Annotated in this window: 8 protein-coding genes, 1 tRNA gene and 2 rRNA genes; 9 read left to right on the top strand and 2 right to left on the bottom strand. The window is 37.3% G+C overall.

The genetic code is table 11. The features are described 5' to 3' along the window. The first annotated feature begins 73 nt into the window (after positions 1-73). From ACNMOQ_RS13370 to ACNMOQ_RS13355, 4 genes are all read left to right on the top strand, one after another. A tRNA-Ile gene (locus ACNMOQ_RS13370) sits at positions 74-150 on the top strand. Between the two features lie 198 nt (positions 151-348). Next, a 23S ribosomal RNA gene (locus ACNMOQ_RS13365) occupies positions 349-3275 on the top strand. Positions 3276-3478: 203 nt separating this feature from the next. Continuing rightward, a 5S ribosomal RNA gene (rrf, locus tag ACNMOQ_RS13360) occupies positions 3479-3593 on the top strand. Positions 3594-3686: 93 nt separating this feature from the next. Then, positions 3687-5579, top strand: a complete 1893-nt coding sequence (locus ACNMOQ_RS13355; RefSeq protein WP_416349994.1) for an FUSC family protein — start codon at positions 3687-3689, stop codon at positions 5577-5579. Positions 5580-5734: 155 nt separating this feature from the next. On the opposite strand, the gene pdxR is transcribed toward ACNMOQ_RS13355, so the two are convergent. Continuing rightward, a complete protein-coding gene (pdxR, locus tag ACNMOQ_RS13350; protein WP_416349993.1) occupies positions 5735-7126 on the bottom strand; it encodes a MocR-like pyridoxine biosynthesis transcription factor PdxR in 1392 nt (463 codons plus the stop codon). Between the two features lie 107 nt (positions 7127-7233). Here pdxR and pdxS point away from each other — a divergent pair, with 107 nt between their 5' ends. After that, positions 7234-8121: a pyridoxal 5'-phosphate synthase lyase subunit PdxS gene (gene pdxS / locus ACNMOQ_RS13345; protein WP_016999396.1), complete on the top strand. Its 888-nt coding sequence runs from the start codon at positions 7234-7236 to the stop codon at positions 8119-8121. A gap of 1 nt (position 8122) precedes the next feature. Beyond that, on the top strand, positions 8123-8701 hold the full coding sequence (gene pdxT, locus ACNMOQ_RS13340; RefSeq protein ID WP_016999397.1) for a pyridoxal 5'-phosphate synthase glutaminase subunit PdxT: 579 nt from the start codon (positions 8123-8125) through the stop codon (positions 8699-8701). 748 nt (positions 8702-9449) lie between these two features. Here the strand turns inward: pdxT and ACNMOQ_RS13335 are convergent. Continuing rightward, the gene (locus ACNMOQ_RS13335) at positions 9450-10670 is read right to left on the bottom strand and encodes a NupC/NupG family nucleoside CNT transporter (RefSeq protein WP_016999398.1); all 1221 of its coding nucleotides are present in this window, start codon (positions 10668-10670) and stop codon (positions 9450-9452) included. 175 nt (positions 10671-10845) lie between these two features. Here ACNMOQ_RS13335 and ACNMOQ_RS13330 point away from each other — a divergent pair, with 175 nt between their 5' ends. From ACNMOQ_RS13330 to ACNMOQ_RS13320, 3 genes are read left to right on the top strand one after another with little or no spacing between them, the layout of a single operon-like run. Continuing rightward, on the top strand, positions 10846-11307 hold the full coding sequence (locus tag ACNMOQ_RS13330; RefSeq protein ID WP_016999399.1) for a CtsR family transcriptional regulator: 462 nt from the start codon (positions 10846-10848) through the stop codon (positions 11305-11307). Positions 11308-11321: 14 nt separating this feature from the next. Next, positions 11322-11858, top strand: coding sequence for a UvrB/UvrC motif-containing protein (locus tag ACNMOQ_RS13325; protein ID WP_016999400.1), 537 nt, complete (start codon positions 11322-11324; stop codon positions 11856-11858). 1 nt (position 11859) lies between these two features. Further along, entirely contained in the window at positions 11860-12867 is a 1008-nt protein-coding gene (locus ACNMOQ_RS13320) for a protein arginine kinase (RefSeq protein WP_016999401.1), read from the top strand. Positions 12868-12883 lie beyond the last annotated feature (16 nt).

Here is a 12883-nt window from a genome sequence, read left to right as displayed (position 1 = left end):
CCATGAGGTCATGGAATAACGGAGACATATTGTATTCAGTTTTGAATGTTTATTTGACATTCAAAAATAGATAGGGCCTATAGCTCAGCTGGTTAGAGCGCACGCCTGATAAGCGTGAGGTCGATGGTTCGAGTCCATTTAGGCCCACCATTTTTTTGCACATTGAAAACTAGATAAGTAAGCAAATAGATTTTACCAAGCAAAAAACCGAGTGAATTTTTAACGAAATTCAACAAGCTTAATAATCGCGCGTCGTCTTTTTAGACGACATCACAGATTAATAACTGGTAAAGGTTAGTTAAACATGGTTGTATCTTCGATACACAGTGCTTAACTAAGGATTTACATGATTAAGTTATTAAGGGCGCACGGTGGATGCCTTGGCACTAGAAGCCGAAGAAGGACGTTACTAACGACGATATGCTTTGGGGAGCTGTAAGTACGCTTTGATCCAGAGATTTCCGAATGGGGAAACCCAGCATGAGTTATGTCATGTTATCCACATATGAATACATAGTATGTGAGAAGGCACACCCGGAGAACTGAAACATCTTAGTACCCGGAGGAAGAGAAAGAAAACTCGATTCCCTGAGTAGCGGCGAGCGAAACGGGAATAGCCCAAACCAATAGGCTTGCCTATTGGGGTTGTAGGACACTCAATACGGAGTTACAAAGGAAATAATTAGACGAATGGTTTTGGAAAAGCCAACCATAGAAGGTAAAGGTCCTGTAGTCGAAAGTTATTTCTCTCCTGAGTGGATCCTGAGTACGGCGGAACACGTGTAATTCCGTCGGAATCTGGGAGGACCATCTCCCAAGGCTAAATACTCTCTAGTGACCGATAGTGAACCAGTACCGTGAGGGAAAGGTGAAAAGCACCCCGGAAGGGGAGTGAAATAGAACCTGAAACCGTGTGCTTACAAATAGTCAGAGCCCGTTAATGGGTGATGGCGTGCCTTTTGTAGAATGAACCGGCGAGTTACGATTTGATGCAAGGTTAAGCAGTAAATGTGGAGCCGTAGCGAAAGCGAGTCTGAATAGGGCGAATGAGTATCTGGTCGTAGACCCGAAACCAAGTGATCTACCCATGTCCAGGTTGAAGTTCAGGTAACACTGAATGGAGGACCGAACCGACTTACGTTGAAAAGTGAGCGGATGAGGTGTGGGTAGCGGAGAAATTCCAATCGAACTTGGAGATAGCTGGTTCTCTCCGAAATAGCTTTAGGGCTAGCCTCAAGTGATGATTATTGGAGGTAGAGCACTGTTTGGACGAGGGGCCCCTCTAGGGTTACCGAATTCAGACAAACTCCGAATGCCAAATAATTTAACTTGGGAGTCAGACTATGGGTGATAAGGTCCATAGTCGAGAGGGAAACAGCCCAGACCACCAGCTAAGGTCCCAAAATATATGTTAAGTGGAAAAGGATGTGGCGTTGCCCAGACAACTAGGATGTTGGCTTAGAAGCAGCCATCATTTAAAGAGTGCGTAATAGCTCACTAGTCGAGTGACACTGCGCCGAAAATGTACCGGGGCTAAACATATTACCGAAGCTGTGGATTATCCGTAAGGATAATGGTAGGAGAGCGTTCTAAACGTGTTGAAGCATGATCGCAAGGACATGTGGAATGTTTAGAAGTGAGAATGCCGGTGTGAGTAGCGAAAGATGGGTGAGAATCCCATCCACCGATTGACTAAGGTTTCCAGAGGAAGGCTCGTCCGCTCTGGGTTAGTCGGGACCTAAGCCGAGGCCGATAGGCGTAGGCGATGGATAACAGGTAGATATTCCTGTACCACCTATGATTGTTTGAACGATGGGGGGACGCAGTAGGATAGGCGAAGCGTGCTGTTGGAGTGCACGTCCAAGCAACAAGACTGAGTGTTAGGCAAATCCGGCACTCGTAAGGTTGAGTTGTGATGGGGAGTTGGATCATGAATCCGACGAGTCGTTGATTTCACACTGCCAAGAAAAGCCTCTAGTTAGAAAATAGGTGCCCGTACCGCAAACCGACACAGGTAGTCAAGATGAGAATTCTAAGGTGAGCGAGCGAACTCTCGTTAAGGAACTCGGCAAAATGACCCCGTAACTTCGGGAGAAGGGGTGCTTTTTAAGGTGCAAGCCTTGAAGAGCCGCAGTGAATAGGCCCAAGCGACTGTTTATCAAAAACACAGGTCTCTGCTAAACCGTAAGGTGATGTATAGGGGCTGACGCCTGCCCGGTGCTGGAAGGTTAAGAGGAGTGGTTAGCTTCTGCGAAGCTACGAATCGAAGCCCCAGTAAACGGCGGCCGTAACTATAACGGTCCTAAGGTAGCGAAATTCCTTGTCGGGTAAGTTCCGACCCGCACGAAAGGCGTAACGATTTGGGCACTGTCTCAACGAGAGACTCGGTGAAATCATAGTACCTGTGAAGATGCAGGTTACCCGCGACAGGACGGAAAGACCCCGTGGAGCTTTACTGTAGCCTGATATTGAAATTCGGCACAGCTTGTACAGGATAGGTAGGAGCCTTAGAAACGTGAGCGCTAGCTTACGTGGAGGCGCTGGTGGGATACTACCCTGGCTGTGTTGACTTTCTAACCCGCACCATTTGATCATGGTGGGAGACAGTGTCAGGCGGGCAGTTTGACTGGGGCGGTCGCCTCCTAAAGAGTAACGGAGGCGCTCAAAGGTTCCCTCAGAATGGTTGGAAATCATTCGCAGAGTGTAAAGGCACAAGGGAGCTTGACTGCGAGACTTACAAGTCGAGCAGGGTCGAAAGACGGACTTAGTGATCCGGTGGTTCCGCATGGAAGGGCCATCGCTCAACGGATAAAAGCTACCCCGGGGATAACAGGCTTATCTCCCCCAAGAGTTCACATCGACGGGGAGGTTTGGCACCTCGATGTCGGCTCATCGCATCCTGGGGCTGTAGTCGGTCCCAAGGGTTGGGCTGTTCGCCCATTAAAGCGGTACGCGAGCTGGGTTCAGAACGTCGTGAGACAGTTCGGTCCCTATCCGTCGTGGGCGTAGGAAATTTGAGAGGAGCTGTCCTTAGTACGAGAGGACCGGGATGGACATACCTCTGGTGTACCAGTTGTCGTGCCAACGGCATAGCTGGGTAGCTATGTATGGACGGGATAAGTGCTGAAAGCATCTAAGCATGAAGCCCCCCTCAAGATGAGATTTCCCAACTTCGGTTATAAGATCCCTCAAAGATGATGAGGTTAATAGGTTCGGGGTGTAAGCGCAGTAATGTGTGTAGCTGACGAATACTAATCGATCGAAGACTTAATCAAATTTTTAAAATCGGTTTTTGAGCCGTAAAATCTGCTTACTATCTAGTTTTGAATGTGCAATACATTCTCATAACGTTGCGAAGAGAAAACGCTTATAGACGACGAATCACAATGGATGACAAATGAGTTTACTCCGGTAAATGAATGCGGAAGCCAGCAGTGATGAGGAAGTATGTAAACGATTGTCTCAAGCAAGTATTTTGTCTGGTGACGATAGCAAAGAGGTCACACCTGTTCCCATGCCGAACACAGAAGTTAAGCTCTTTAGCGCCGATGGTAGTTGGGCTTACGTTCCGCGAGAGTAGGACGTTGCCGGGCAAATATTTATAAAATGGATGCGATGAGCCGCACTCGAGACCTGTTAGGTCTCTTTTTTTTGACTTAAAACTTAAAAGATAGGAGTTGTTATAAATGAAGAAATATTTCGAAGTGATGTTCAAAGTAAATATGCAAAATATAGCAATTAAAAAGGCAATTATGCAAGCTATAATTGTTTTTACCATCTTGTCTACGAGTGTTATTGTCGGTCGATTTGATTTAGGTTTAACGGCTCTTTTAGGCTCATTTAGTCATATATACATTATAAATGGTTCATACCCATCTAGAATAAGAAAGGTTATTACTGTATCTATAATGTTAAGTATCTGTTTAATGCTAGGGAGCATTACTATTACAACGCCTTTCTTATATGCTTTTGTATTAGGTTTAATAGGCATGAGTGCGCATTTTATTCTTAAATCTTTACAAGTTCCAGGTCCATCATCGTTATTCTTTATATTAACTTATAGTATAGCTTCTATTATGCCCATAGCCCCTGAAGACTTCTTATTACGAGGTTCATTAGTTTTATGTGGTGGTTTAGTGAGTGCATTAGTAGTAATGGTTGATGCATTTTTTAATCATAAAAAGCCTGAAACTGAAAGTGTACTAAATATTTATAAAAACTTATCTTATTTAGTGGAGAATTTTAAAGGTGAACGATTTAATAAAGCAAGAAGTCAAACACTTAATACAATCAATCAAGCCTCGCTAACTTTAACTACTGCTAAAGCATTTTGGAATAATAAAAGAGATTATAATCGCTTATTGTTACTTAAAGAAAAAGCTGATGAAATTTGGTCAGAAAGCTTAGAATTATCATCAAGAGGTTATGAAAGTTTACCTAATGAAATAAGTGTCGCACTTAATTACATATGCGAAAGATTAGAAGGAAAATCAGACTTAAATTATGATATTAAGTATTATAACGGGGATGACCCTTATATTAATGAACTAGTTAAGCTTATCTATGATGCTGAAGCTTTGTTAAATGAAAATGAGCTTCAAATAGATAAGAAAATTATTCATCATAAACCTATGTATTCTAAAACAATTAAAGAAAATTTTTCTAAAAACTCTTTAGTTCTAATGCAATCTATGCAGTATGGTATTATCTTGTTCGTATCTGTTATTATAGCATTTGGGATAGGATTTGAACGTGCTTACTGGATTCCGGTATCATGTTGCTCAGTCTTATTAGGTACGTCTTCTTTATCTACGATACAAAGGGCATTTCAAAGAACACTTGGCACAATTATAGGTACATTAGTAGCTGTTGTTATATTGTATTTTGAACCAAGTACATGGCCTATTGTTATTTTAATGGCTATTCTTATGGCAGCAGCAGAATTGCTCATTGCAGTGAATTATACAATAGCTGTCACATTCATCACACCAAACGTATTATTAATGTCAGCAGCGATTACTAAACACTTTGATACTTATCTTATCTTGCCGAGAATAACTGATGTTATGATTGGTTCTGCTATTGGTTTGATAGGAGTGTTAATAGTAGGTAGAAAGCAAGCTTCCAAAAAGCTACCTAAAACAATAATTAATACATTAAGAATACAATCACAATTATTACATACACTATTTTCATCAAATAAATATCATATTAATTTAATAGATACTTTACTCATTAGAGAAATGCAAACAGAGATTATGAATACAAAAGCAATGTATCAAGCAGCACTAAATGAAATAGATAATGATGTTAAAAAAATTGAGTATGTTTATCCAATTATTTTCACAGTTGAACACTTAGCATTCACCCTCGAGCAAGCCTATAGAAGAGGTAATTTAAGCACCTTAACAGATGAAGAAATCGGCCTTTATTTAACAACTTATGAGAATATATGCAAAAAAGTAGAGTTTAATGTCAGATACGATATTATAGAACTTCCAAAATTAAAAGAATTCCAAAGCATAAGAAATGAACTCATGAAATTACAAAATTTAATAGGTTATAAAGCCGAGACATAAATACATGTCTCAGCCTCTCTTTCATTATAATGGCAGTAGCTGACTGGATTGAAAATGCGCGTATATCAAGCTTTTTTCAACCCTAGTCATCCTTGCCGGGGTGGGACTACGAAATCTTTTTATTAAAATGAGATTTCTGTCTCGCTCCTTTTTTATTATACTTCCATCAAACACTTTATTAATGCTTCAATATGTTCTTTAGCTTCGTCTATCTTAATCCCTCCAAAGCCTAATACAAAATGAGGAGTATGATCACTTTGTTTAAATCGATAGTGTGTTAAAGGTTTAATATCTATATCACATTTTTTTATACGGTGTAAGCATTCTTCTAATGTTAAGCCATTAACTACCGTCAATATAAAATGCATGCCTGTTAATTCTCCTGACACTTTAAAATCATTTGGATATTTCATGAGTTCATTTAATATAATATCTCGTTTACTTCTATATATTTTTCTCATGCGATTTAGGTGTCTTTCAAAAAAACCTTCATTCATAAATCGGCTTAATATATATTGTGTATGTCTAGGTACAGTGCCACCTTCTATATTTGTTTTATTTTGATACTGTTGCATGAGTTTCTTAGGTAAGACTGCATATGCAACTCTTAGAGAAGGGGAAATCGACTTTGAGAACGTACTGACATAAATGACCCTATCTGTGTTGTCTAAGCTTTGTAATGCAGGCACAGGACGTCCACTATATCTAAATTCTGAGTCATAGTCATCTTCGATAATATATCGTGTCTGCTTTTCAGACGCCCATTTTATGAGTTGTGTGCGCCTCTTTAAATCCATAATGACGCCTGTAGGGAACTGATGACTTGGCGTAATATATACGACTTCGTTGTTTAATTTTTTAATTTGTTCAATATCAATACCGTTTTCAGTGACTGATATAAATTCGAAAGGTACGTGTTTTCTTTTCAATAAATCTCTTACTTGTTTATAAAGTGGATCTTCTATCATGTAAGTAGAGTTTGAAATAAGATCTGTGATGATAGAGAGTAATTGCTCAGTTGATGAACCTACAATAATTTGTTGGGGTGAACAATTAACACCTCTACTATGGAAGATATAGTGCCTGATTTCTTTTCTTAATTCATAATCTCCTTGCTTATGCCCACTGTCCAATAATGAAAGTTGTGAATAATCAAATGCCTCTTTAGAAAATTTCCTGAATTGATCTAGTGGAAAATGTTCTTTATCAATAGCACCTAATTTGAATGAATATTTGTATGTTTTTTCAGTTTGAATATCTTCGTCTGTAATTTTTGTTTTATATGTTACTGGCAAGTTTACAATATCGTTTATGTAAAATCCTGAACGATTTTTACTATGTATATACCCTTCATCGCTTAAAAGTTGATATGCATGTTCTATTGTAGTTTGGCTAACAGATAAGTAATGACTGAGCTGTCTTTTTGAAGGTAATTTTTCATTATGTTGCATAACATTATTAATAATATTTTGTTTAATGTTTTCATAAAGTTGTTGATAAATAGGTACATCGATATTGCGATTTATATTAAACATTAGCATTTCCATAATAATCCCTCATTCTGACCACTTATATTTTTGTAAATCTGGCACTTTTACCAGTTCAGAATTTAGTATAACCTACAAATAAGCGATTTAAAAGGAGGAAGTAATAAATGTCTAAGATTACAGGTTCAGATAAAGTTAAAAGAGGTATGGCAGAAATGCAAAAGGGTGGCGTTATCATGGATGTTGTTAACGCTGAGCAAGCTAAATTAGCTGAAGAAGCAGGAGCTGTCGCAGTTATGGCACTTGAACGCGTGCCTTCTGATATCAGAGCTGCAGGCGGTGTAGCAAGAATGGCTGATCCCCGAATTGTGGAAGAAGTAATGAATGCTGTATCGATTCCGGTAATGGCTAAAGGAAGAATTGGTCATATTACAGAAGCACGTGTATTAGAATCGATGGGTGTAGACTATATAGATGAATCAGAAGTATTAACACCAGCAGATGAAGAGTACCATTTGAAAAAAGATGAATTTACAGTTCCGTTTGTATGTGGTTGTCGTAATTTAGGCGAAGCTGCTAGAAGAATTGGTGAAGGTGCAGCGATGTTACGTACTAAAGGTGAGCCAGGTACAGGGAATATTGTTGAAGCGGTTCGTCATATGAGACAAGTAAATGCTGAAGTGCGTAAATTAGTTGTTATGAACGATGATGAAATCATGACTGAAGCTAAAAACATTGGCGCACCATATGAAATATTAAAAGAAATTAAAGATTTAGGCCGTTTACCTGTTGTAAACTTTGCAGCTGGCGGTGTAGCAACACCTGCTGATGCAGCATTAATGATGGAACTAGGTGCTGATGGTGTATTCGTCGGTTCAGGTATTTTTAAATCAGAAGCACCAGAAAAATTTGCAAAAGCAATTGTTCAAGCAACTACTCATTATCAAGACTATCAATTGATTGCGGAACTTTCTAAAGAATTAGGACCAGCTATGCAAGGGTTGGATATTAATCAATTATCTTTAGAAGAACGTATGCAAGAGCGTGGTTGGTAAGATGAAAATAGGTGTATTAGGTTTACAAGGCGCTGTTAGAGAGCATTTAAAACATATTGAACAATCTGGACATGAAGGCATTACTGTTAAGACTGTTGATCAATTAAGTGGTTTAGATGGACTTGTATTGCCAGGTGGGGAATCTACTACAATGAGAAGGTTGATGGATTTATATGGCTTTACAGAAGCCTTAAGAAAAAGTGATTTGCCTATGTATGGTACATGTGCAGGACTTATTTTATTGGCTACTGAAGTAATAGGGCAAGAAAGCCATTTAAATAAATTAGATGTAACAGTAGAAAGAAATTCCTTCGGTAGACAAGTAGATAGTTTTGAAGAATACTTGGAAGTTAAAGGTATTGATGAGACAGTGAATGCTGTATTTATAAGAGCACCTCATATTCAATCAGTACATGAGGATGTAGATATTCTATCGACTGTTGAAGATAAAATTGTAGCTGTAAGACAAAATCAATACTTAGGTATTTCTTTCCATCCGGAATTAACAGATGATTATAAAATTATGAAATATTTTATTGAAGAAATTGTCGTTCAATATCATGCACAAGTAATAAAATAAAAACAGGGTGAGACATGAAGCTCTAGCTTAAAGTCATCCTCCTAATCTGTTTAAATTTTGATTAACATATTAGGAGGATTTATGTATAAGATTTTGAAAGTGCATGCTTGCCTAGGGTATGGCTCGAGCCTGTAGTCTCTCGCTCATACTATTCCCTCGGGCGTCAGCACTTTATAAAATCGTTTAATAAGAAATGTATGGCTAACGTGCTTGTCTATAAACTCTTGCCTGTTAGAAAATGTAGCGAGCTTGTTTAAAATTTCTAGCCCGTTAGCCGTTGATTTCGTACATATATTAAGGGGAATTAATAAAAATCAAAGCTTTTTATAGCGCTAACGTGCTTGTCTATAAACTCTTGCCTGTTAGAAAATGTAGCGAGCTTGTTTAAAATTTCTAGCCCGTTAGCCGTTGATTTCGTACATATATTAAGGAGAATTAATAAAAATCAAAGCTTTTTATAGCGCTAACGTGCTTGTCTATAAACTCTTGCCTGTTAGAAAATGTAGCGAGCTTGTTTAAAATTTCTAGCCCGTTAGCCGTTGATTTCGTACAAAATTTAAGTGGAATTAATAAAAATCAAAGCATTTTACAGCGCTAACGTGCTTGTTTATAAACGCTTGCCCGTTAGAAAATGTAACGAGCTTGTTTACAATCACTAGCCCTTTAGAGAGGTATCACATTCTTCTCAATTAATCATAAATAAAAACAGGGTGAGACATTAATAAAAGTCTCACCCTGTTTCATTATATTATAAGAAAAATCCAGCGATAGTTGCTGATAAGAACGATACTAATGTCGCACCGTATAATAGTTTTAATCCGAAACGTGCAACGTTATTACCTTGTTCATCATTTAATGATTTAACAGCACCAGCGATGATACCGATAGAACCAAAGTTTGCAAATGAAACTAAGAATACTGAAATAATACCGTTTGCTCTTTCAGAAATTTCAGCTTTTGGTAAAATACCCATCGCAACAAACTCGTTTGAAAGTACTTTTGTTGCCATAATACTACCAGATTGGACTGCATCAGCCCACGGGATACCAGCTAAGAATGCAAATGGCGCAAATACGAATCCAATTAATGTTTGGAAGTCCCAAGAAATTGATCCGCCAGATACAAATGAGAAGATATTAGCAGTAACACCGTTTAATAAACCAATCATGGCTACATACCCGATTAACATTGCTGCAACAATAACTGCTACTTTAAATCCGTCTAAAATATATTCTCCAAGCATTTCAAAGAATGATTGTTTTTCTCCAGACTCTTCTATCATTATGTCGTCTTCTTTATCATCTACTGTATAAGGATTGACGATTGAAGCGATTATAAAACCGCCAAATAAGTTTAAGACGATAGCTGTAACCACATATCTAGGCTCAACCATTGTAAAATATGCACCGATAATAGATGCTGAAACTGTCGACATTGCTGAAGCAGTTAAAGTATACATACGGTGTTTAGGAATTAAAGGAAGTTGTTTTTTAATTGAAATAAATACTTCAGATTGTCCTAAAATTGCAGAGGCAACTGCGTTATATGATTCTAGTTTACCCATGCCGTTAATTTTAGAAATAACGAACCCTAAGTATTTAATAATAAGTGGTAAAACTTTAATATATTGTAAGATACCAATTAGCGCTGAAACGAATACAATCGGCATCAGTACGTTAAGGAAATATACTGAAACAGGTTTGTTCGTTTTTGGATCGATATTTGCGACGCCTTCAAAGACGAAGTTAATACCCTCCATTGCTTTGTCAATGATATAACTAAAGCCGTTCGATATACCACCGATAACAGTTAATCCACCTGTTGTTTTTAATAGTAAGAATGCAAATAAAAATTGGATTACAATCATTAATCCTATGTATTGCCATCTTACTTTCATCTTATCAGAACTTACTACCCATGCTAGAAATAGGAATACTAATATTCCGATAATCCCGATAATAAAATGCATAACACACACACCTTTCCCAAGAATTATTCTCTTTAATAACCTATCTTATATCATAACTTATTTTTTATGAAAGCGGTACACAAAAATAATAATTTTTTTAAGAAACAAATTAATTGAAATAATAAACAGCAGAACATATAATATAGTCAAAGAAGGTCAAAAGAGGTGATGATTAATGCACAATATGTCGGATATCATTGAGCAATACTTAAAGCAGTTGCTTGAAGAAGCTCAAGGTGAGGTCGTCGAAATCAAACGTGCACATATTGCTGAGAAGTTTGATTGTGTACCTTCGCAATTAAACTATGTCATTAAAACACGGTTTACTAATGAACATGGTTACGCCATAGAAAGTAAAAGAGGTGGCGGTGGATATATTCGTATATCCAAAGTCGAGACAAATAGTCAGTCAGCGTTCATTAGACATTTAATAGATTTAGTTGGCGATGAAATCTCTCAAGCAAATGCATTTAGAATCGTTGATGGTTTGTACGAAAACAAATTAATAACAGATAGAGAAAAGAAAATGATTATACAAAGTATACACAGAGATACTTTACAAATAGAAATACCATTTAGAGATATTATTCGAGCAAATATATTGAAACGAATATTGGCAGTCATACATTATAATTAAAAAGGAGTGACAGTATGCTTTGTGAAATTTGTGGTAAAGAAGAAGCAACAATTCAATTAACATCGGCAGGAAAGAAGCATAAAACAGAGCAATGGATATGTAAAAGTTGTGCTTCAGAACATTTTTATTTTCAAGACGATCACGTAAATGATCAAAATTTAGACCAAGAATTTGTTGTGAATCAATTTTTACAATATCTTGTAGGTAAGCACGGTATAAACTTTAAAAAGGTTGAGCCTCAAGAAGAGAAGCGCTGTCCAACTTGTAGTATGACTTTAACGGATATAGCTAAAGTCGGAAAATTCGGTTGTCATGATTGCTATGAGACGTTTAAAGATGATGTTCCTCAAATCATCCGAAGAGTTCAAGCTGGTAGCGGTGAGCATACAGGTAAAATACCAGTTTCATCAAGAAGTAAAATACAACTTAAACAACAAATAGCTGAAAAAGAAAAGGTCTTACAAGGTTTGATAGAAGAACAAGCTTTTGAAGACGCAGCAGTTGTTAGAGATGAAATTAAAGCTTTGAAAGCAGAAGGCGAGGTCAAGTAGAATGGAAGAACATATAAATGAGCATATTAGTGATTGGATGAAAGAGAAGACAAATTCACCAATCATCATGAGCTCTCGTATTAGACTTGCTCGAAACCTTCAAGATGAAGTTCATCCGCTCAAATTTGAAGATGACAAAATAGGCAATAGGGTAATTGATAAAGTGAGCAAAGCTTTATCAGACTTAAAATTAGTTCGTTTATCAGATTTATCTGAACTTGAACAAAACAAATTGGTTTTTAAACATCTTATTAGTCCAGCATTAACGAAACAAGAATACGGTGCTGCTGTTCTATTAAACGAAGATGAATCGACAAGCGTGATGATAAATGAAGAAGATCACGTAAGAATCCAAGTGATGGGTAATAATCTTGTATTAAATGAACTATATGAAACAGCGTCTAAACTTGATGATGAGTTAGACAAGCATTTAACAATTTCATATGACGAACAACACGGTTTTCTAACAACTTGTCCTACGAACATCGGAACAGGTTTGAGAGCAAGTGTAATGTTGCATTTACCTGGTTTGAGTATAATGAAGCGAATGAAAAGAATTGGCCAAGCGATTAATCGATTTGGTTATACAATTCGTGGTATATATGGTGAAGGTACAGGTGCTTTAGGCCATGTATATCAAATTTCTAATCAATTAACTTTAGGTAAAACCGAACAAGAAATAATAGAAGATTTGACGCAAATTGTAGAACAAATCATACACGAAGAAGAACAAATTAGAAATAGACTTAATCGCTTTAATCATATGGAAACAAAAGATAGAGTACATCGAGCAAAAGGTATACTCCAATCAGCACAATTAATGTCGGTTGAAGAAGCGTCACTTCGCTTAAGTGAAATGAAACTTGGTATTGATTTAGGTCATATCGAGAGGGAAAACTTTAATTTTGATCATTTAATGGTTACAATACAGACACCATTCTTTGAAAATGAAGAAGAAGACGTTTCAGTAAACGAAAAACGGGCAACATTTTTAAGAGAAAACATATAAATAAATAGGAGGTTAG

It is taken from the genome of Mammaliicoccus lentus, from assembly GCF_947036595.1.
Taxonomy (GTDB): Bacteria; Bacillota; Bacilli; order Staphylococcales; family Staphylococcaceae; genus Mammaliicoccus; species Mammaliicoccus lentus.
This window is presented reverse-complemented; position numbering and strand designations above follow the sequence as displayed.

Coding starts and splice junctions, on each gene's coding strand:
- ACNMOQ_RS13355 (WP_416349994.1), top strand. CDS start 3,687: ATGAAGAAATATTTCGAAGTGATGTTCAAAGTAAATATGCAAAATATA.
- pdxR (WP_416349993.1), bottom strand. CDS start 7,126: ATGGAAATGCTAATGTTTAATATAAATCGCAATATCGATGTACCTATT.
- pdxS (WP_016999396.1), top strand. CDS start 7,234: ATGTCTAAGATTACAGGTTCAGATAAAGTTAAAAGAGGTATGGCAGAA.
- pdxT (WP_016999397.1), top strand. CDS start 8,123: ATGAAAATAGGTGTATTAGGTTTACAAGGCGCTGTTAGAGAGCATTTA.
- ACNMOQ_RS13335 (WP_016999398.1), bottom strand. CDS start 10,670: ATGCATTTTATTATCGGGATTATCGGAATATTAGTATTCCTATTTCTA.
- ACNMOQ_RS13330 (WP_016999399.1), top strand. CDS start 10,846: ATGCACAATATGTCGGATATCATTGAGCAATACTTAAAGCAGTTGCTT.
- ACNMOQ_RS13325 (WP_016999400.1), top strand. CDS start 11,322: ATGCTTTGTGAAATTTGTGGTAAAGAAGAAGCAACAATTCAATTAACA.
- ACNMOQ_RS13320 (WP_016999401.1), top strand. CDS start 11,860: ATGGAAGAACATATAAATGAGCATATTAGTGATTGGATGAAAGAGAAG.